An 18398-nucleotide genomic window follows, 5' to 3' on the forward strand; every position below is an offset into this window, starting at 1 on the left:
ATCAGGACGCCGCGTCCTCGAGAGCCCGCTCGGCGCGGGCGACGATGTTGGTCAGCAGCATCGCGCGGGTCATCGGGCCGACGCCGCCGGGGTTGGGCGAGACCCAGCCGGCGACGTCCCAGACGTCGGGGGCCAGGTCGCCGGCGATCTTGCCGTCGACGCGCGAGACACCGACGTCGAGCAGCGCGGCCCCGGGCTTGACCATGTCGGCAGTGACCAGGCCGGGTACGCCGGCGGCTGCGACGACGACGTCGGCCTCACGGACGTGGGCGGCCAGGTCGCGGGTGCCGGTGTGGCACAGGGTGGTGGTGGCGTTCTCGGACCGGCGGGTCAGCAGCAGGCCGAGCGGCCGGCCGACGGTGAGCCCGCGTCCGACGACCACGACGTGGGCGCCGTCGAGCTCGACCCCGTGGCGGCGCAGCAGCTCGATGCACCCGATGGGCGTGCACGGCAGCGGGCCGGCCTCGCCCAGGACGAGCTTGCCGAGGTTGACCGGGTGCAGACCGTCGACGTCCTTGTCGGGGTCGACGCGCGAGAGCAGCCGGAACTCGTCGAGACCGGTGGGCTGCTGGACCAGGAAGCCGGTGCACGACGGGTCGGCGTTGAGCCGGTCGATCTCGGCCTCGACCTCGGCCTGGGTCGCGGTGGCCGGCAGGTCGACCCGCAGGGACTCGATGCCGATCTCGGCGCAGTCCTTGTGCTTGGCGCCGACGTACCAGTGGGAGCCGGGGTCGTCGCCGACCAGGACGGTGCCGAGCCCGGGCACGACGCCCTTCTCACGCAGCAGGGCGACCCGCTCGGTGAGCTCGGCCTTGATGGTCTTGAGGGTGGCGGTGCCGTCGAGCCTCTGCGCAGTCACGGGCCTCAGTCTAGGGACGCCGTACCTCACACCCCGACCGGCGCTCCGACCTTGACGAGGTGGCGCTCGGCGGCGCGGGCAGCGGGGTGGGAGACGACGGCGGCGGTCACGGCGATGACCGCGATCACGGCCCACCCGGGCGGGCCCCACTCCAGGGCGAGGAAGGTGAACAGCGCCGGGAAGATGATCGACTCGACCTGACCGCCCATGCCCCACACGCCCTGGTAGTCGCCGAGGCGGCGGTGGTCGGAGAGCTCCGAGGCGAACCCCCAGCTGGCGGCGGACTGCCACAGCTCGGCGCCGGTGATGGTGACGTGGCCGACCCAGATCAGCGCGATCGAGACCCAGCCGACGGTCTCGTGGGTGATGCTGATGACCAGGCAGGACAGCACGAACGCCCAGCCCGACCAGCGCACCGCCCGCAGCGCCCCGGCGACCGTCTCGGAGCCGCGCGACGCGCGCACCTGCAGGCAGACCGCCAGCACGGTGTTGGTGCCGAACAGCCAGGCGAGCAGCTGGTGCGGGGCGTCGGTGCGCTCGACGAGCCACAGCGGGACCACGACGTTGAGCAGCACCTGGTTGGACTGCAGCACGCCGTTGCACAGCGACAGCACCACGAAGCCCGGGTTGCGCAGCGCCGCTCCCCCGGCCAGCTCGAGGTCGCCGTGCGCCTTGGGTGGCCGGGTGATGGTCGGCAGGAACGAGACCATCACCGCGTTGAGCACGAGCAGACCGCCGGTGAGCAGGGGGACGCCGATGATCGCCTCGCGGCTGCCGACGCCCAGGGCGATGCCGCCGGCGGCCGCCCCGAGCGTGTAGCCGACGTTGCGGGCGGCGCGCATGTAGGCCATCGCCCGGACCCGGGTCTCCCGCGGGAACACCGCGATCCGATAGACCTCGCGCGCCGAGCGCGCCGCGGTCTCGACGCAGGCCAGCACCGCCAGCATGGCCACGAACGCTGCGAAGGAGCCGATCAGCGGCCAGATCAGGTAGAGCCCCGCCTCGAGCAGCGAGGCGACGACCCAGAGCCGCTTGGCGCCCACGACGTCGGTGAGCCGACCGAGCGGGATCGACAGCGCGAGACTGACGGCCGCCGCCACCGACATGCCGAGGCCCACCTGGGCGCCGCTGAGCCCCACGATCTGGGTGAAGAACACCGCCGTCCCGGTGAGGAACGACCCGGTCGCGAACGCCGACAGCACGCACTGGAGGGCCAGGTCGCGCTCGAGCTTGGACTTCGGCAGCACGTTGCTCAACACACCCACGGCGTCATCCTCTCAACTCCCGTCCACCGGGTTTGCGACCGGCGTACGCCGTTCTCGACCGCACGTCCCGCCCGGGCGTCGCCGTGCGACTCCGGGGGCGGCTCATCCGCTTCTGGGGCGTTGCAACGGGCCCGGAGTGCAGGAGTCCCCGGGTACCCGGGGATCCCTGCCACCCGCGAATCAATGCGCGAAGTGCCGCGTCCCGGTGAAGTACATCGTGACCCCCGCGGCCTCGGCGGCCTCGACGGTCAGGTTGTCGCGCATCGACCCACCGGGCTGCACGATCGCCGCGACTCCGGCGTCGATGAGGATCTGCGGGCCGTCCTCGAACGGGAAGAACGCGTCGGAGGCGGCCACCGAGCCGGCGGCCCGATCGCCGGCGCGCGAGACCGCGAGCCGGCAGGAGTCGACGCGGTTGACCTGGCCCATGCCGACGCCGACGGACGCGCCGTCCTTGGCGAGCAGGATGGCGTTGGACTTCGCCGCGCGCACCGCGCGCCACGCGAACGCGAGGTCGGCGAGGACCTCGGGCGAGGCGGGCGTGCCGGTGGCGAGGGTCCAGGTGGTCGGGTCGTCGCCGTCGGCGTCGATGGCGTCGCGGTGCTGCATCAGCAGGCCTCCCGACACCGGGCGGGTCTCGACGCCTCCGCGGGTGGGCGCCTCGGCGACCAGGACCCGGATGTTCTTCTTGCGGGCCAGTACCTCGACCGCGCCGTCGTCGTACGCCGGGGCGACGATGACCTCGGTGAAGACCTCGGCGACCTGCTCGGCCATGGCGACCGTGACCGGCCGGTTGGCCGCGATCACGCCACCGAACGCCGAGGTCGGGTCGCACTCGTGGGCGCGGCGGTGGGCCTCGGCGACGTCGCTGCCGACGGCGATGCCGCACGGGTTGGCGTGCTTGATGATCGCCACGGCCGGCTCGTCGAAGTCGTAGGCGGCGCGGCGGGCGGCGTCGGTGTCGAGGAAGTTGTTGTAGGACATCTCCTTGCCGTGCAGCTGCTCGGCCTGGGCGAGCCCGGCCGGGCCGTGGTCGTCGACGTAGAGCGCGGCGGGCTGGTGCGGGTTCTCGCCGTAGCGCAGGCCGGTGGCCTTGGTCCAGGTCGCCCCGACCCACGCCGGGAACCCGTCGCCCTCGGAGGTGTCGGTCAGCACGCTGCCCATCCACGAGGCGACCGCGACGTCGTACGTCGCCGTGTGGACGAACGCCTCGGCAGCCAGCCGCTGCCGCTGGGCGAGGGTGAACCCGCCCGCGGAGACCGCGGCGAGCACGGCGTCGTAGGAGGCGGGCGAGGTGATCACGCCGACCGACGGGTGGTTCTTGGCCGCGGCGCGCACCATCGACGGGCCGCCGATGTCGATCTGCTCGACGCAGTCGTCGGGTGCGGCCCCCGAGGCGACGGTCTCGGTGAACGGGTAGAGGTTGACCACGACCAGGTCGAACGGCTCGACCTCGAGATCGGCGAGCTGCTGCACGTGGGCGGGGAGGCGGCGGTCGGCGAGGATGCCGGCGTGCACGCGGGGGTGCAGCGTCTTGACGCGCCCGTCGAGGCACTCGGGGAACCCGGTGAGGTCCTCGACCCGGGTCACCGGCAGACCCAGGCCCTCGATCAGCGCGGCCGAGCCGCCGGTCGAGACGAGGGCGACGCCCGCGTCGTGGAGGCCCCGGACGAGCCCCTCGAGCCCGGTCTTGTCGTAGACGGACACGAGGGCCCGCTTGATCTCGATGCGGTCGGGGCGGTCGGGTGTCTGGTCAGCCATGGGGCGTCTCCTGGGTCGAGGGTTCGAGGACGGAGGGTCACCCAGGCGGACGATGACCTCGACGTTCACTCCCCGGTGGTTGCCCACCTGCGCCAGTCGTGTGGCCGCAGCCTATCGCCCGAACCGGACCCGGCGACCCTCGACGGTGAAGCCCTCGCGGGCCATCCGTCCGACCGCCTCGACGAGCATCGTGCGCTCGGCGACCTTGATCCGGTCGTGGAGGGAGTCGACGGTGTCGTCGTCCTCGACGGGGACGGTGGTCTGCGCCACGATCTGGCCGGTGTCGACCCCGGCGTCGACCATGAACAACGTGGCCCCGGTGACCTTGACGCCGTAGTCGAGCGCCTCGGCCGGGCCGCGCATCCCCGGGAAGGACGGCGACAGGGCGGGGTGGGTGTTGACCACGCGCCCGCCGTGGGCGGCCAGGAACGACTCCCCCACCAGCTTCATGAAGCCTGCGAGCACGACGAGGTCGGGCCGGTGCGCGGCCACCTCGGCGGCCAGGGCGGCGTCCCAGTCCGCCCGCGTCGGGTGGTCCTGGACCCGGCACACGAACGTCGCGACCCCGGCCCGCTCGGCCCGCGCCAGACCCTCGATGCCGGGCCGGTCGGCACCCACGGCGACCACCTGCGCGCCGTACGACGGGTCGGCGCAGGCCTCGAGCAGGGCCTGCAGGTTGGTGCCGCCGCCGGAGACGAGGACGACCAGGCGCGCGGACACGCCCGGGACACTACTGGTCGAGCGTGACCTCGACCGGCATGGTCCGCCGCTGCCACCACGTCACGGCGAGGCCGCCGAGCAGTCCACCGATGCCGAAGGCGGTGACGGCGTGCAGCAGCACGTCGAAGGCGTACGGCGCCACGTCGGCCATCCGGCCCGGCCCGACCGCTCCACCGGCGAGGGAGGTGGCCAGCCCGAACAGCACACCGGCGGTGATGCCGCCGGCGGCACCGCGCACGGCGCCCTCGGCGTAGTAGGCCGTCGGCCACACCCACTGCGACCAGGCGGCCGCGGCGAACGCCACGACCGGCGGCAGCAGGAACACCCACCCGGTCCAGGCCGGGGTCGGGCCCTCGTCGGGGAGGGCGGCGAGCATGGGGAACGCCGGCAGCGCTCCGAGGACCACGGCGCCCGGGGAGACCAGGGTGCCGGTGCCGACGGTGAAGCCAGGGCCGAGGAGGTAGGAGCTGCTGAACAGCACGGCGTTGGGCAGCAGGACGATGCTGAGGACGATGACGAGCGCGAGCGCTCCGCCGCCCCCGCCGACCTGACCCATCACGTTGGCCGCGGTCGAGAAGTCGACCACCAGCGCCACGACGAACGCCGCGAGGGACACCACGAGCCACACCGTCACGATCCGGCGCGCGACGGCGGCAGAGGCCCGCACCGTCACCGGGACGTACGCCGTCCAGATCGCCAAGCGACCCGCTCCGGCCGCGATCGCGGGGACGCCCACGACAGCACACAGCAGCAGCGACCACAGCACGACCCGCGGGGTGCTCGGCGCGGTCGCCGCGGAGGCGGCGAGCGTGATCGTCACCACGGCCACCAGGACGTAGCCCGCGGCGAACATCAGCGCCGCCAGCGGCACCACGACGTCGCGCTGGCCGTCGGCGATGCCGTCGGCGTCGGGCCCGTGGCCCGAGACCGACCAGCCGATGCGTTGACCGACGCGCCAGATCGCCCAGGCACACATCAGGGTGACGCCGAGGGGCATCGCCGTGATCGGGACTCCCCCGACGCTCACGCCGGAGCCGTGCCCCATCAGCCAGCCCAGGGCGCCGATGCGCAGACCGTCGCGAGGGGCCCCGTGCGCGCCGCCGTCGCTGAGGTACCAGCCGGCGACCCCGGTGGCCAGGCAGACCAGCAGGGTGGCCGCAGCCGCGGTCGCGCCGCCGGCGACGGAGACCAGCACCAGCGGGCGTCGGGTCGCCAGGTCGTGGCGGACCTGGTCGCTCGAGCGGCCGGCAGATCGGGCCGAGGACCGGTGGGGAGGCGGGAGCAACGTGGTCATGGCCGGTCCATCGTGACCCGACGGGGCGGCGTACCGGTGCTCCCACGCCGACCACGGCTCCCTCGTGCCGGTCGTCTACCGTGAAGGCCGCCATGAGACAGCCCGACGACTTCGACGCGTTCTACAAGGACGCCCGAGAGCGCCTGCTCGTGCAGACCTACGCGCTGACCGGCGACCTGGCGGCGTCGCGGCGGGCCGTGCGCGAGGCGTTCGTCGTCGCGTGGCACCACTGGCGCAAGCTGTCGCGCCACGAGCACCCCGAGGACCAGGTGCGCCCCCACGCCTGGCGGCTCGCGCAGCGCAAGCACACGGCCCGGGTGTGGCACCGCGAGAAGGACATCGCCCCCGAGACCCGCGCGATCCTCGACGCCCTCGGCCGACTCTCGATGACCCAGCGGCGCGTGCTCGTGCTGACCCAGCTGGCGTCGGTGTCGATGGGCCAGATGGCCCGTGAGGCGGGGCTGCCCCTCGAACGCGCCGAGCAGGAGCTCCAGACGGCCGCCACGTCGGTCGCGGTCGCCCTCGACACCCAGCCGTCCCAGCTGCCGCTCGTGTTCGAGCAGCTGGGTGCGTCCATCGCCGGTCGCGGCCGCTGGCCGCGCCCCTCGATCGTCCGGCGATCGGGCGCCGCACGGCGCCGCGCCCACACCGTCGCCGGGGTGCTCGGGACCGTCGGGCTCGTCGTCGCGTCGGGCTCCCTGGTCAGCGACGCGACCGGCGTCCGCCCCTCCCTCGCCGAGGCCGGGCCCAGCCGCTCGGCCACGCCGGGCACGACCGGCTCGCCCGGCTCACCAGGCGGCTCGACCCCCACGGTCGTCGAGCTCCCCAGCTCGACGCTGCTCGGCACGTCCGACCTGGAGGACGCCTACCCGTCACGGCGGTGGACCTCGATCAGGACCGGCGACAACAGCACCGGCAACGGGCTCGTGGTGCCCTGCCAGCAGGAGCGGTACGCCGACCCGCGCGGCCGAGCCATCCTCGTGCGCGACCTGCAGGGCACCGCCCGCTCCGGCAGCGCGACGCCCGCGTCGGTGACCCAGCTCACCGAGGCCTCCGGCTCGACCCGCGCCGCGCAACGCACGTTCCGCACCATGTCGGCCTGGGTCGCCGGGTGCACCGACCCGCGGGTCCAGCTGATCGCCACCCGCACCCCGGTCTCGGTCGCCGACGAGGCGATCGAGTTCGTGCTGCGGCGCTGGGACTCGCCGGTCACGACCTACGTCGTCGGGGTGGCTCGCACCGGCGGCTACACCACCACGACCGCGGTGCGGCTGCCCGGCTCGACCGCGCCTCCCCGTACGGCGGGGGCGGCGCTGCTCGGGACGGCGACCGACCGCCTCTGCGCACTGCCCAGCGGCGGTGCCTGCGCGCCCGACAGCCCCCAGGTCACCAACCGGACCCCGCTGCCGACCGGCAAGCGCCCCGCCCTGCTGTCCGAGGTCGACCTGCCGCCGGTCCGCGGCGTCCGCGCCCCGTGGGTCGGCACCCCGCCCAGCGCCCCGACGACCAACGACGCGGCCACGGCCTGCGACGACACCTCGTTCGCGACGCGGTTCCGGGGCGCGCGGATCACCCGCGCCGCCACCCGGACCTTCGTGGTGCCCGAGGCCGACCTGCCGAAGGAGTTCGGGCTCACCGAGACGGTGGGCGCGCTGCCGGCCGCCCAGGCAGGCGCCCTGGCCGCCCGCGTGCGCAGCCGGCTCGCCACCTGCTCCGACCGCGAGCTCAACACCGACGTCACCCAGCTCGCCAGCCGCGACGGGGCCGGCACGTCGCTGCGCGCCTGGCGCCTCGACGTCCAGCTCCCCGGCAAGCGCTCGGTGGTCTTCTACATGGCGTTCGTCCGCTCCCGGACCGCCGTGGCCCAGGTCGGCTTCGTGCCCGGGCCGAAGGCCGACCTCCCCGAGGGGGCCTTCGTCGAGCTGGCCGAGCGGGCGCAGCAGCGACTGAGCCAGCTCCCGGCACCCTCCTGACCTCTCGCGTCCCCTGCGAGCCGGGCTGACGGCCCGGACGACGAACGGCCCGCCGCCCCGGGTGGGGTGGCGGGCCGTCGTACGACCTCGGGGTGGCTGGATCAGCCGGCGGAGGTCACAGGCTCTGCAGGACCTCGCGCATCAGCGCCGCTGTCTCGGACGGCGTCTTGCCGACCTTGACGCCCACGGCCTCGAGGGCCTCCTTCTTGGCCTGCGCGGTGCCGGACGAGCCCGACACGATCGCGCCGGCGTGGCCCATCGTCTTGCCCTCAGGGGCGGTGAAGCCCGCGACGTAGCCGACGACCGGCTTGGTGACGTTGTCCTTGATGTAGGCCGCGGCCCGCTCCTCGGCGTCGCCACCGATCTCGCCGATCATCACGATCGCCTTGGTGTCGGGGTCGGCCTCGAACGCCGCCAGGGCGTCGATGTGGGTGGTGCCGATGATCGGGTCACCACCGATGCCGATGGCGGTCGAGAAGCCGTGGTCCTTGAGCTCGTACATCATCTGGTAGGTCAGGGTGCCCGACTTGGAGACCAGGCCGATCGGCCCCGTGCCCGCGATGGTGTGGGGCGTGATGCCGGCCAGCGACTCACCGGGCGTGATGATGCCCGGACAGTTGGGGCCGATCATCCGGGTGCCGGCGGTGTTGGCGTCGCTCTTGAGGTAGGACCACACCTCGGCGGTGTCCTGCACGGGCACGCCCTCGGTGATCACGACGAGCAGGCCGATGCCGGCGTCGATGGCCTCGATGCAGGCGGCCTTGGTGAAGGCCGGCGGCACGAACGCGACCGAGACGTCGGCGCCGGTCTCCTTCATCGCCTCGGCGACGCTGCCGAACACCGGCAGCTCCTTGCCGCCGAGCTCGACGCTGGTGCCGGCCTTGCGGGCGTTGACGCCACCCACGATGTTGCTGCCCGACTCGACCATCAGCGTGGTGTGCTTGGCACCCATGCCACCGGTCATGCCCTGGACGATGATCTTGCTGTCCTTGTTCAGGTAGATCGACATGTCAGCGCCCCTCAGCCGTTCGCGAGCTCGGCGGCCTTGTCGGCCGCACCGTCCATGGTGTCCACCTGCGTGACCAGCGGGTGGTTGAGCGTGTCGAGGATCTCGCGACCCTTGTCGACGTTGTTGCCGTCGAGGCGTACGACGAGCGGCTTGGTGGCCGCGTCGCCGAGGATCTCGAGGGCCCCCTTGATGCCGTTGGCGACCTCGTCGCAGGCGGTGATGCCGCCGAAGACGTTGACGAACACGCTCTTGACCTGCTCGTCGTTGAGGATGACGTCGAGGCCGTCGGCCATCACCTGGGCGTTGGCGCCGCCACCGATGTCGAGGAAGTTGGCGGGCTTGACCCCGCCGTGCGCCTCCCCGGCGTACGCGACGACGTCGAGGGTCGACATGACCAGGCCCGCGCCGTTGCCGATGATCCCGACCTGGCCGTCGAGCTTGACGTAGTTGAGGCCCTTGGCCTTCGCCTTGGCCTCCAGCGGGTCGGACTCGTCCTTGATCTCGAAGGCCTCGTGCTCGGGGTGCCGCACCTCGGAGGCGTTCTCGTCGAGGGAGACCTTGCCGTCGAGCGCCTCGAGCCGGTCGCCGGCCAGCCGCGCGAGCGGGTTGACCTCGACGAGCGTGGCGTCCTCTTCGACGAAGACCGTGTAGAGGGCCGTGATCATCTCGACGGCCTGCTCGAAGACGGCCTCGGGGAACTTCGCCTCGGTCGCGATCTCGCGGGCCTTGGCGGCATCGACACCGGTGCCGGGGTCGATCGCGATCTGCTTGACGGCGTCGGGGTTGGTCTTGGCGACCTCCTCGATCTCCACACCACCCTCGACGGAGGCGATGCAGAGGTACTGCCGGTTGGCCCGGTCGAGCAGGAAGGAGAAGTAGTACTCCTCCTCCGGCGGCGTCGCCGGCGTGACGAGCACCCGGTTGACGGGCAGGCCCTTGATCTCGAGGTCGAGGATCGCGGTGGCGTGCTCGAAGGCCTCGTCGGGCGTCTTGGCGAGCTTGACGCCGCCGGCCTTGCCGCGACCGCCGGCCTTGACCTGCGCCTTGATCACGGTCACGCCGCCGATCTTCTCGGCTGCTGCCTTCGCGTCCTCGGCGTTCTCGACGACGATCCCGAGGGTCGTTGCCACGCCGTGCTTCGCGAAGAGCTCCTTCGCCTGGTACTCCATCAGGTCCACTGGTCCACCATGTCTCTCGGTGTCGTCTGGGTGCCTCTCGGTTGCGCGGCAGGTACGCCGTCGCGCAAGGCATTTACCTCGCCGCACCCTAGACCCGCTCCACGGCCGCCGACGGACGAGGTCCGCGGGACGCCGCCGGGTACGTCGCGCGGCTCACACCGGACGAGGATCGGCGAGTTCTCGCGTTTCGCCCCCACGGGTGTCGCGACCTGTCCACAATCGGGTCGCGGCGGATTACCGGCCCCGTCACCCATCCGTTACAGTCGGGGCCGCGTCGAGACGAGCAGCCGGCATCCGGCAGGTCGCTCGACACCGCGCGTCCAGCACCAGCGTCCACCAGTCCCCGACCCGGAGTCGTCTGTCCATGGGAAACCACCGAGCGGAACCGAGCGGCCACGGCCGCCGTCCCTCGGACTCCCGACCCGACACCGCCTACGTCGGACGCCGCATCGCCCGCCCCGCCGAGTCTCCGGCGCAGCCCGCGGCGACGCCTGCTCCCACCGGCACCGGCACGCACTACTTCGGCGACCTCGACCACACGGCCGAGCTGCCGCTGGTTCGCGCCCAGGCTCCAGGCAAGCGCCGGGCGGTCCGTCACGCCGGGTCGCGCGGTCCGCTCTTCCGCGGCCTGCCGTCGGCACCGGTCCTGCTCGGTGTCGCCACCATGGCGGTGGCGATCGGCGGCGTGCTCGTCTCCCCCAGCAACACGCCCGCCACCACCCTGACCAGCGCGCAGGTCAACACCGTGCGCCCCGCCACCGCCCTCAGCGGCTCCGGCGGCATCGGCACCGTCGGCGACTCCCGCACGACCCTCAGCCGTAGCGGTGAGCGCGACACCCTCGCCCAGGCCAGCGGCGACGAGCTCGTGGCTGCCGCCGAGGCGCAGGCCGAGGAGCGCAACGCCGCCCTGGGCCAGCTCGCCGCCCAGGCCGAGAAGCAGGCCGCCACGATCAAGGAGAACCGCTGGTTCCTCCCCACCGACCCGGTCGTCCTCACCGCCCGCTTCGGCGAGTACGGCCTGTGGGCCAGCTATCACACCGGCCTCGACTTCAACGGTGAGGACGGCGACCCGATCCACGCGATCGCCAACGGCGTCGTGACCTTCGCCGGCTTCGACGGCTCCTACGGCAACAAGACCGTCGTGACCCTCGAGGACGGCACCGAGATCTGGTACTGCCACCAGACCGACCAGTACGTCTCCGTCGGCGACGTCGTCACCGGCAACGAGATCATCGGCACCATCGGTTCCACCGGCCACGTCACCGGCTCCCACCTCCACGTCGAGGTCCGCCCCGGCGGCGGCGACCCGGTCGACCCCTACGCCGCCTTCGTCGCCAACGGCGTCACCCCCTGACCTGACCCGACCTGATCTGCGCCGGTCGAGGTGCGGCACGCCGGTCGAGGTGCGAAGGCCGCCAGGCCTGAGCCTCGAGACCACCGCAGCCGACGCTCTCACTCCACCAAGGCTCCGTCGGATCGGGGCTCTCCCGGCGCGGGACTCACGGGGTCGGGGTGTCCACGCGCCTACCATTCCGGTCCTCGACGACTGGAGAGAATCCCGTGAACCTGGTTCAGGAGAATCGCTCCGGTCGAGTCACCCGCCACCTGAGCGGTGCGTCAGCCACCGAACCCACCCGCCCAAGGCCCCAGAACGGTGGCTCACCCACCGCCCGATCCACGCGGCCAGACCAGCGGTGCGTCAACCACCGAACCCGCCCGCCCGAGACACCAGAACGGTGGCTCACCCACCGCCCGAACCAGGAGGCCCGAGGGGGGCGGCGGCGCAGGCGACGGCGAGCCGAGCTTGCGAGGCCTCGCCGTGGTGCGCGCCGAAGCAGACCGCGAGAGGCTCGGGGTCAAGGACGGCCGCAGGCCGCCGCGCAGCGGCGCGAAGCGTCCTTGAAGCCGAGACGCGGTCTGCTACGCGCGCCGCCGCCCGACCCGGACGTCGCGACACCTGGCACGAGAAGACGTCGCTTGAGTCCGCAGGACGCTGCGGTGGTCTCGAGGCTCGGCGCTAGCGCGCCTCACACCTCGACCGACGTGAGGGCGCGGACTAGAGCTTCTGGATCGGGGCCACGCGCAGCAGCAACCGCTTGACCGGGCCGGACCCGAAGTCGATGGAGGCGATCGTCTTGTCGCCCTGGCCCTCGAGGGCCACGACGGTGCCGAGGCCGAAGGAGTCGTGGGTGACGCGGTCGCCGGGGTCGAGGGAGGGGATCGTGCGGTTGCGGATCGACTTGGCGTCGGCGTCGGCACGGGCCGCGGCCGCGGAGAAGTGGCGTCGGCCGGCGGCGGTCGGCTGGCCGAAGCCGCCGCCACCACTGCCGTACGCCGGGGAGGACGAGGCGAGGTCGGGGCGGTTCCAGCTGGTCTGCGCGGCCTCGGTACGGCGCCAGTCGACGAGGTCGACGGGGAGCTCGTCGAGGAAGCGGCTCGCCGGGTTGTGCGACGGCGCGCCCCAGGCCGAGCGGACCACGGCCCGGGAGATGAAGAGTCGCTCGCGGGCCCGGGTGATGCCGACGTAGGCGAGGCGGCGCTCCTCCTCGAGCTCGACGCGGTCACCGAGCGAGCGTGAGTGAGGGAAGACGCCGTCCTCGAGGCCGGTGAGGAAGACGGTGGGGAACTCCAGCCCCTTGGCGGTGTGGAGGGTCATCAGGGTGACCACGCCCTGGGTGTCGTCGTCGTCGGGGATCTGGTCGGAGTCGGCGACGAGGGCGACGCGCTCGAGGAAGTCGGAGAGGCCGGGGGCGACCAGGTCGGCCTCGACGTCGGCGGGGTCGGCCGAGGGCCCGGCCAGGGGGTCGTCGGAGAACTCGCGGGCCACGGCCACCAGCTCGCCGAGGTTGTCGACGCGGGTGGCGTCCTGGGGGTCGTCGGAGGCCTCGAGCTCGGCGAGGTAGCCGGACTTGAGCAGCACGTGGTCGAGGACGACGTCGGCGCGCTCACCCGCCTCGACCATCGCCTGCAGCTCCTCGACCATGGCGACGAAGCCCCGGATGTTGGTCAGCGACCGGGTCGCCAGGCCGGGGGCCTCGTCGGCGCGGCGCAGTGCGTCCCAGAAGGTGACCCGCTCGCGCACGGCCAGCTCGTTGACGCAGGCCACCGCCCGGTCTCCGATGCCCCGCTTGGGCACGTTGAGGATGCGGCGCAGCGAAACCGAGTCGTCGGCGTTGACGAGCATCCGCAGGTAGGCCAACGCGTCGCGGACCTCGCGGCGCTCGTAGAACCGCACGCCCCCGACCACCTTGTAGGGCTGGCCGGTGCGGATGAAGACCTCCTCGAACACCCGCGACTGGGCGTTGGTGCGGTAGAAGACCGCGACGTCGCCGGCGCGCTTGCCGTCATCGGTGAGCTTGTCGATCTCGTCGCTGACGAACCGGGCCTCGTCACGCTCGTCGTCGGCGACGTAGCCGACGATCCGCTCGCCGTCACCGGCGTCGGACCACAGCTTCTTGTCCTTGCGGCCCTGGTTGTGGCCGATGACCGCGTTGGCTGCGGTGAGGATGGTCTGGGTCGAGCGGTAGTTCTGCTCCAGCAGGATCGAGGTGGCGTCGGGGAAGTCCTGCTCGAAGTCGAGGATGTTGCGGATGTTGGCGCCGCGGAACGCATAGATCGACTGGTCGGCGTCACCGACCACCATCAGCTCGGCCGGCTCGATCCGCTCGCCCTCGGTGAGCTCGGGGTCGTCGGCGCACAGCTGGTGGATCAGGGCGTACTGCGCGTGGTTGGTGTCCTGGTACTCGTCGACGAGCACGTGGCGGAACCGGCGGCGGTAGGTCTCGCGCACCTCGGGGAAGGTCTGCATCAGGTGGACCGTCATCATGATCAGGTCGTCGAAGTCGAGGGCGTTGGCCTCACGCAGGCGCCGCTGGTAGAGCGTGTAGGCGGCGGCGTAGCTCTCCTCGACGCCGTTCTTGGCGTCGGCGGCGGCCTGCTGGGCGTCGCGCAGCTCGTTCTTGTGGTTGCTCACCCAGTGCAGCACCGGCCCGGGCTGGAACTGCCGCGCGTCGAGATCGAGGTCCTTGACCACCAGGGCCATCAGCCGCTTCTGGTCCTGGGCGTCGTAGATGGAGAAGCTCGACTTGTAGCCCAGCTTGTCGATCTCCTTGCGCAGGATGCGCACGCACGCGGAGTGGAAGGTGCTCACCCACATCAGCCGGGCGCGCCGGCCGACGAGCTCCTCGACGCGCTCCTTCATCTCGGCCGCGGCCTTGTTGGTGAAGGTGATGGCCAGGATCGAGCCCGGGTGGGCCTTGCGCTCGGAGATCAGCCAGGCGATCCGCCGGGTCAGGACCCGGGTCTTGCCCGACCCGGCACCCGCCACGACGAGCAGCGGGTGCCCCGCGTGGCGTACGGCGGCCCGCTGCGGGTCGTTGAGACCCTCGAGCAGCTCGTCGGGCGTGGGCCCGCGGCGGGCCGGGCGCTCGTCGGGGTCCTGGGGGTCGCCGACGGCGAGTCCGTCGAGGGAGGGTTGGGCACTCATGCTGCGCCCAGCCTACGACCGCCCACCGACAGCCGCAGACCGCCACCGGCTACCCCAGCCTCACGCCAGCCTCACTCCAGGCTGTGCTCCCACTCGGGCGCGCTGGCGCCGGGCACCTCGGGCGGGTACCACCGGCTACCGAGGCCCTCGATCACCGACCGCACCTCCTGGGTGCGCGTGGCCATCTCGGTGAGGCTGTCGTCGAACGGCGTCAGGTGCTTGTCGTAGAGCGTCGAGGTCAGACCGGTGTAGATCTCCTCGGCGGTCGAGACCTTGAACGGTGCCGGCTGGGAGAGGTCGGGATCCACCCCGAACAGGGCCAGGACGTCACCGGTCAGCCCGACCACGTCCTCGACCGTCGAGACGGCCTTGTCGGCGGGCGGGATCAGCCCGATGATCTGCCGGCCGATCGAGAGCACGTCGGCGACCTTCGGGTTGGGCCCGGACCGGTCCATCGGGCTGCCCTGGGTGATCGACCACTCCTTGAGCTGCAGGTCGAGCTGGTCGTCGACCTCGCGCAGGAAGGGCAACAGCCCGTTCTGGGTCTGCAGGGCGAAGGCGGACGCCGAGGCGAACCAGTTCTCGGCGTGCGCGAGGTAGAGCTCGTACTGCTGCATGGAGTCGAAGAGCTGGGCGATGAACGCCTGGAACTGGTTGTGCGCCTCGCCCTGCCAGTCGTCGACGTTGAGCTCGGTCCAGTTCGCCGGGACGGCGCCCTGCAGCAGCGTCCGGACACTGGAGAAGTCGTCGGCCGCCTCGCGCAGGTAGCTGGCCTGGGGACGGGTGAACGGCGAGCACATGTCGATCAGGTAGCCGCCGATGCCCGATGCCCACCCGCGGCCGTTGTTCCAGGCCTGTTCGGCCACGGCCTGCACCTGGGCCGCCTGGGGACCCTGGGCGTCCAGGTCACCCTCGAACTCGGGCATCCCCGTGTAGTAGAAGTCGACCCAGTAGTCGACCTCGGCGGGGGTCGACTGGTAGCCGAGGGCGAAGGGGCTGCGCGGGTAGTTCGGCCCCAGCTCGGCCTGGTAGGAGTGCCACCACTCGCGCACGGCCTCGTTGGCCCGCAGGATCCCGAGGCGGTGCTCGATGGACAGGCAGACGTCGTTGAACTCGCCGAGGTCGAAGGTCATCCGGCCACCTCCACGTCGGGCTCGGGCAGCGCGTCCTGGTCACTGTCGAGCTGGTCGTTGCGGTCGTCGAGCTCGTCCTCGGGCGACTGCACGTCGGGGGCCGAGGTGTACTCGTCCCCGTCGCCGTCCTGGAGGAGGTGCTCGGGGATGATCTCGTTCGGCACGGTGGCCTGGGCGATCGGCCCCGTGGTCAGGCCCTGGTTGAGCCCGTTGAAGACCTCACGGGCGAACTCGTCGCGGGCCACGAAGTCGTCAGCGATGTGGACCAGCCCGACGGCGCAGTCGTTCAGCGTCGTCACGGTGCGGACCAGGGCGTTGTGCACGTCGGCGCACGTCGCGAGCATGTGCTGGGTGACGTCGGGGTCTCCGAGCTGGGCGGCGCGCCCGTTGAGGTTGTCGATCAGCTCGCTGAGACGGGAGGTCACCGTCGCCACGTCGGCAGCGCGGTCCGGGAAGTCCATCCGTCCGGCGCGGTACAGCAGCGTGATGTCGCTGCGGATTTCGCCCTTCTCGGCTTCGGAGTAGGTCATGGGACGGACCTCTCCGCGCCAGGGCAACGGTGGGCGGCGTCGTGGTGAACACCCGGTGAACGCGTCAGCGACGCGTCGGACTCACAGCAGCCGACGGTCGGACGCCCAGCGCGCCAGCTCGTGGCGCGAGGAGAGCTGCAGCTTTCGCAGCACCGAGGACATGTGGGTCTCGACGGTCTTGATCGAGATGAACAGCTCCTTGGCGACCTCCTTGTAGGCGTAGCCGCGGGCGATCAGGCGCATCACCTCCCGCTCGCGCTCGGTGAGCCGGTCGAGGTCCTCGTCGACGGCGGCCGGCACGATCGAGCCGGCGAACGCGTCGAGCACGAAGCCGGCCAGGCGCGGCGAGAAGACGGCGTCGCCCTCGGCGACGCGCCTGATCGCGGCGACCAGCTCGGCACCGGTGATGGTCTTGGTGACGTAGCCGCGCGCTCCGCCGCGGATGGTCCCGATGACGTCGTCGGCGGCGTCGCTCACCGAGAGGGCCAGGAACCGGGCCGACGTGCCGGGCGAGCGGCTCATCACCGCCGCTCCCCCGCCGCCGGGCAGGTGCACGTCGAGCAGCACCACGTCGGGTGCGTGCTCGGCGACGGCGCGCACGGCCTCGTCGACGTCGGCGGCCTCGGCGAGCACCCGGACGACGCCCGCACCGGCGGCCTCGAGCTCGGCGCGCACGCCGCGGCGGAACATCGCGTGGTCGTCGACGATGACCACGGTGACCAGGTCGTCGGCCAGGTCGTCGGCCAGGTCGTCGGCCGGGTCGTCGGCCGGGTCGGCCAGCTCGTCGGTCAGGTCGTCGGTCCGGTTGGCGCCGGCGGGCTCGGGGGCAGTCATGTGGGGTCTCCGTGTCGGGTGCGGGGCAGGTGGAGCCGGACCTCGGTGCCGCTGCCGGGCTCCGAGCGGACCTCGGCGGTACCGCCGTGGCGGCGCATCCGGTCGATGATGCTGTGTCGCACTCCGTGGCGGTCCTCGGCGACGTCGGCGAGGTCGAAGCCGACCCCCCGGTCCCGGACGAACACGTCGACGGCGGCGTCGGTGATCTCGGCGTAGACGTCGACGCGGGGCACGCCGGCGTGCTGGGCGGCGTTGGTCAGCGACTCGCGGGTGGCCGCGACGACGGCGCGCAGGGAGTCGTCGTACGCCGCGTCGCCGACGGTGACGACGTCGACGCTGGTGCCGTGGGCGTCCTCGACCTCGGCGGCCACACCGCGCAGGGCGCTGGCGACCGAGGACTCGTCGGTCGCCTCGTCGGCGAACAGCCACGACCGCAGGTCGCGCTCCTGGGCGCGGGCCAGCCGCGACACCGTCGCCTGGTCGCCGGCGTTCTTCTGGATCAGGGCGAGGGTCTGCAGCACCGAGTCGTGCAGGTGGGCGGCGACGTCGGCCCGCTCCTGGGTGCGCACGCGCTCGGCCCGCTCCTCGGTGAGCTCGGTGGCCAACCGCCACACCCACGGCCCGAGCACGAGGCCGATGGCCAGGACACCCAGCCCTCCGGCGATGACCGAGCCGCGCGCCTGGCGCAGCGAGCCCTGGTCGAAGCCGAGCACGAACAGCGCCGCCAGCAGCAGGGCCAGGCCGATCCCCACCCGGGCGTAGGAGGCCCAGCCGCCCGAGCCGAAGACGATGCGCACGGGGTCGACCCGCCCTGTGTCGAACCAGCGCTCACGCTGCGCCTCGTCGGCCTGGCGCCACAGCAGCGCCACCCCGACGACGGCGATCGCCACGGGCCAGAACACCGCGCCGCGGCCCAGGACCGCCTCGACGGTGAGGATCGCCGCGACACCCATGGCCCCGAGCACGATCACCGGACCGGCGTCGCTGAGCCGGCGGCGTACGCCGGGGCGCCGGCCACCACGGGTGGCGCTCTCGAGACCGGGAGCCGCGTGGGTGAAGCCCGGCCCCGCCGGGAGCAGCACCCAGAAGGCGGCGTACAGCGCGAGGCCGAGCCCGCCGAGCGCGGTGGTCACCACGAACCCGAGCCGCACCCACAGCACCGGCCAGGCCAGGTGGTGCGCCAGCCCGGAGGCCACCCCGCCGACCGTGGCGTCGTCGAGGTCGCGCGACGCGCGGCGGTGCTGGCGCACCGGGGCATCGGGGAACGTGGTCATCTCGGATCCATCGTCACACAGCGAGCGGCGCCGCCCCATGAGGTGAGACCCCGGTCCGACCCTGAGGCCGAGCCCCCCGGCG

General features: G+C 72.6%; 14 protein-coding genes and 1 riboswitch. Of the genes, 2 read left to right on the forward strand and 12 right to left on the reverse strand.

Going from position 1 to position 18398, the window contains the following annotated elements:
* Position 1: 1 nt before the first annotated feature.
* From FJQ56_RS02750 to FJQ56_RS02770, 5 genes are all read right to left on the reverse strand, one after another.
* Entirely contained in the window at positions 2–859 is an 858-nt protein-coding gene (locus tag FJQ56_RS02750) for a bifunctional methylenetetrahydrofolate dehydrogenase/methenyltetrahydrofolate cyclohydrolase (protein WP_140007663.1), read from the reverse strand.
* A 26-nt stretch (positions 860–885) separates the two neighbouring features.
* Positions 886–2124, reverse strand: a complete 1239-nt coding sequence (locus FJQ56_RS02755; protein WP_140007664.1) for an MFS transporter — start codon at positions 2122–2124, stop codon at positions 886–888.
* Positions 2125–2304: 180 nt separating this feature from the next.
* Entirely contained in the window at positions 2305–3885 is a 1581-nt protein-coding gene (gene purH, locus FJQ56_RS02760) for a bifunctional phosphoribosylaminoimidazolecarboxamide formyltransferase/IMP cyclohydrolase (RefSeq protein ID WP_140007665.1), read from the reverse strand.
* A gap of 32 nt (positions 3886–3917) precedes the next feature.
* Positions 3918–3995, reverse strand: a riboswitch (ZMP/ZTP riboswitch).
* Between the two features lies 1 nt (position 3996).
* On the reverse strand, positions 3997–4605 hold the full coding sequence (gene purN, locus FJQ56_RS02765; RefSeq protein ID WP_140007666.1) for a phosphoribosylglycinamide formyltransferase: 609 nt from the start codon (positions 4603–4605) through the stop codon (positions 3997–3999).
* 10 nt (positions 4606–4615) lie between these two features.
* The gene (locus FJQ56_RS02770; protein WP_140007667.1) at positions 4616–5899 is read right to left on the reverse strand and encodes a cell division protein PerM; all 1284 of its coding nucleotides are present in this window, start codon (positions 5897–5899) and stop codon (positions 4616–4618) included.
* A gap of 92 nt (positions 5900–5991) precedes the next feature.
* On the opposite strand from FJQ56_RS02770, the gene FJQ56_RS02775 reads away from it, so the two are divergent.
* Entirely contained in the window at positions 5992–7872 is a 1881-nt protein-coding gene (locus FJQ56_RS02775; RefSeq protein WP_140007668.1) for a SigE family RNA polymerase sigma factor, read from the forward strand.
* Between the two features lie 115 nt (positions 7873–7987).
* On the opposite strand, the gene sucD is transcribed toward FJQ56_RS02775, so the two are convergent.
* Together sucD and sucC are read right to left on the reverse strand one after the other, a co-directional pair.
* Positions 7988–8881, reverse strand: a complete 894-nt coding sequence (gene sucD / locus FJQ56_RS02780; RefSeq protein WP_140007669.1) for a succinate--CoA ligase subunit alpha — start codon at positions 8879–8881, stop codon at positions 7988–7990.
* A gap of 11 nt (positions 8882–8892) precedes the next feature.
* The gene (sucC, locus tag FJQ56_RS02785; RefSeq protein WP_140007670.1) at positions 8893–10059 is read right to left on the reverse strand and encodes an ADP-forming succinate--CoA ligase subunit beta; all 1167 of its coding nucleotides are present in this window, start codon (positions 10057–10059) and stop codon (positions 8893–8895) included.
* A 364-nt stretch (positions 10060–10423) separates the two neighbouring features.
* Between sucC and FJQ56_RS02790 the strand changes: the two genes are divergently transcribed.
* Positions 10424–11413 (forward strand): M23 family metallopeptidase, encoded by a 990-nt coding sequence (locus FJQ56_RS02790; protein ID WP_140007671.1) that lies wholly within the window; start codon positions 10424–10426, stop codon positions 11411–11413.
* 702 nt (positions 11414–12115) lie between these two features.
* Here the strand turns inward: FJQ56_RS02790 and pcrA are convergent.
* The 5 genes from pcrA to FJQ56_RS02815 all read right to left on the reverse strand — a co-directional run bounded on the left by pcrA (position 12116) and on the right by FJQ56_RS02815 (position 18316).
* Positions 12116–14545 carry a DNA helicase PcrA gene (pcrA, locus tag FJQ56_RS02795; RefSeq protein ID WP_140007672.1) on the reverse strand — a complete coding sequence of 810 codons (2430 nt, stop codon included), beginning with the start codon at positions 14543–14545 and terminating at the stop codon, positions 12116–12118.
* Positions 14546–14616: 71 nt separating this feature from the next.
* Entirely contained in the window at positions 14617–15678 is a 1062-nt protein-coding gene (locus FJQ56_RS02800; RefSeq protein WP_140007673.1) for a hypothetical protein, read from the reverse strand.
* Positions 15675–16208, reverse strand: a complete 534-nt coding sequence (locus FJQ56_RS02805; protein ID WP_140007674.1) for a hypothetical protein — start codon at positions 16206–16208, stop codon at positions 15675–15677. The genes FJQ56_RS02800 and FJQ56_RS02805 overlap by 4 nt, the downstream gene beginning before the upstream one ends.
* Positions 16209–16289: 81 nt before the next feature.
* Positions 16290–16898, reverse strand: a complete 609-nt coding sequence (locus tag FJQ56_RS02810) for a LuxR C-terminal-related transcriptional regulator (RefSeq protein WP_281284674.1) — start codon at positions 16896–16898, stop codon at positions 16290–16292.
* A gap of 140 nt (positions 16899–17038) precedes the next feature.
* Positions 17039–18316 (reverse strand): ATP-binding protein, encoded by a 1278-nt coding sequence (locus FJQ56_RS02815; protein ID WP_140007676.1) that lies wholly within the window; start codon positions 18314–18316, stop codon positions 17039–17041.
* Between the last annotated feature and the right edge of the window lie 82 nt (positions 18317–18398).

This window comes from Nocardioides plantarum (genome assembly GCF_006346395.1).
GTDB lineage: Bacteria > Actinomycetota > Actinomycetes > Propionibacteriales > Nocardioidaceae > Nocardioides > Nocardioides plantarum.

What these genes read in the sequence shown, in the direction of transcription:
- purH (WP_140007665.1), bottom strand. Translation starts at nt 3,885, where the DNA reads ATGGCTGACCAGACACCCGACCGCCCCGACCGCATCGAGATCAAGCGG.
- FJQ56_RS02770 (WP_140007667.1), bottom strand. Translation starts at nt 5,899, where the DNA reads ATGACCACGTTGCTCCCGCCTCCCCACCGGTCCTCGGCCCGATCTGCC.
- FJQ56_RS02775 (WP_140007668.1), top strand. Translation starts at nt 5,992, where the DNA reads ATGAGACAGCCCGACGACTTCGACGCGTTCTACAAGGACGCCCGAGAG.
- sucD (WP_140007669.1), bottom strand. Translation starts at nt 8,881, where the DNA reads ATGTCGATCTACCTGAACAAGGACAGCAAGATCATCGTCCAGGGCATG.
- FJQ56_RS02790 (WP_140007671.1), top strand. Translation starts at nt 10,424, where the DNA reads ATGGGAAACCACCGAGCGGAACCGAGCGGCCACGGCCGCCGTCCCTCG.
- pcrA (WP_140007672.1), bottom strand. Translation starts at nt 14,545, where the DNA reads ATGAGTGCCCAACCCTCCCTCGACGGACTCGCCGTCGGCGACCCCCAG.
- FJQ56_RS02800 (WP_140007673.1), bottom strand. Translation starts at nt 15,678, where the DNA reads ATGACCTTCGACCTCGGCGAGTTCAACGACGTCTGCCTGTCCATCGAG.
- FJQ56_RS02805 (WP_140007674.1), bottom strand. Translation starts at nt 16,208, where the DNA reads ATGACCTACTCCGAAGCCGAGAAGGGCGAAATCCGCAGCGACATCACG.
- FJQ56_RS02810 (WP_281284674.1), bottom strand. Translation starts at nt 16,898, where the DNA reads ATGTTCCGCCGCGGCGTGCGCGCCGAGCTCGAGGCCGCCGGTGCGGGC.
- FJQ56_RS02815 (WP_140007676.1), bottom strand. Translation starts at nt 18,316, where the DNA reads ATGACCACGTTCCCCGATGCCCCGGTGCGCCAGCACCGCCGCGCGTCG.